This is a genomic window from Acidovorax sp. K2F (assembly GCF_025246485.1).
Lineage (GTDB): Bacteria > Pseudomonadota > Gammaproteobacteria > Burkholderiales > Burkholderiaceae_C > Acidovorax > Acidovorax delafieldii.
On sequence record NZ_JAOBSQ010000098.1, the window covers coordinates 1 to 1258 of the forward strand.

At 60.3% G+C, this 1258-nt stretch carries 1 protein-coding gene; it reads left to right on the forward strand.

The window, feature by feature from the left end:
* The first annotated feature begins 18 nt into the window (after positions 1–18).
* Complete coding sequence (locus N4G42_RS25415; RefSeq protein ID WP_047350942.1) at positions 19–1125, forward strand: IS5 family transposase; 1107 nt, start codon at positions 19–21, stop codon at positions 1123–1125.
* The last annotated feature ends 133 nt before the right edge of the window (positions 1126–1258 follow it).

Here is a 1258-nt window from a genome sequence, read left to right on the forward strand (position 1 = left end):
CAGACAGACAAGCCAGACATGCGCGGAGCCGACACCTTCACCGAGAGCCTGTTCACCATGCGCCACCTCGATGACTTCGTGCCCGCCGATCACCCCTTGCGCGTGATCCGTGTGATGGTCAATAAAGCCCTGGCCAACATGGACGAGCTGTTTGCCCGGATGTATGCGGCCGACATCAAAGGCGGGCGCCCCAGCATTGCTCCCGAAAAGCTGCTGCGCGCCATGCTCATCCAGGTGCTCTACAGCGTGCGCTCGGAGCGCCAGCTCATGGAGCAGACCCAGTACAACCTTCTGTTTCGCTGGTTCATTGGCCTGGCCATGGACGATGCCGTTTGGGTGCCCAGCGTCTTCAGCAAGAACCGCGAACGCCTGATCGAGCACGATGCGGTCATCGAGTTCTTCAATCAGATCGTGCAACAAGCCCAGGAGCAGGAACTGCTCTCGGGCGAGCACTTCAGCGTGGATGGCACCCTGATCCAGGCCTGGGCGGGCCACAAGAGCTTTGTGCGCAAAGATCGCCAGGGCGACGACGATACGGACGCGGGCAACTTCAAAGACCAAAAGCGCAGCAACGACACCCATGAATCCACCACGGACGGGGACGCACGGCTGTACCGCAAGGGCAAGACGGCCAGCGAGTTGCGCTTCATGGGCCACACACTCACCGACAACCGCCATGGGCTGGTGGTCAGTGCCGTGGTCACCCAGGCCGACGGACATGCAGAGCGCGAAGCGGCCAAGGCCATGATCAACGATGCGCGACAGGCACTGCCCGGCGATGACCCCATCACGATCACGCTGGGCGCAGACAAGGGTTACGACGCCAAGGAGTTCATCGACGCGCTGCAAGAGATGAACGTGCTGCCCCATGTGGCGCAGAACAAATCAGGTCGTCAATCGGCGGTGCCTGACAGGATCGCGGGCAGCGAAGGCTACGCCATCTCCCAGCAAAAGAGAAAGCTGATCGAACAAGGCTTTGGCTGGGCCAAGACGGTGGGGCACATGCGTCAGGTGGTGGTGCGCGGGATCAAGAAGGTGGACCAGATGTTTGTGCTGACGATGGCGGGCTACAACCTCACGCGGTTGCGCAGCTTGGGGCAAATCCGTCTGCAGGGGCAGGTGTAAAGGAAAAAGGATCAGAAAACCGTGCTTTGCGACTGAAAGCAGGCGATTTTGAGGGGTTGACTTTCAGGATACGGAAAAATGCGGCTACAGCCGCTGAACAGGTTCGGACGCTGGGGAGTATTTCAGCAGCCTG

What these genes read in the sequence shown, in the direction of transcription:
- N4G42_RS25415 (WP_047350942.1), top strand. Translation starts at nt 19, where the DNA reads ATGCGCGGAGCCGACACCTTCACCGAGAGCCTGTTCACCATGCGCCAC.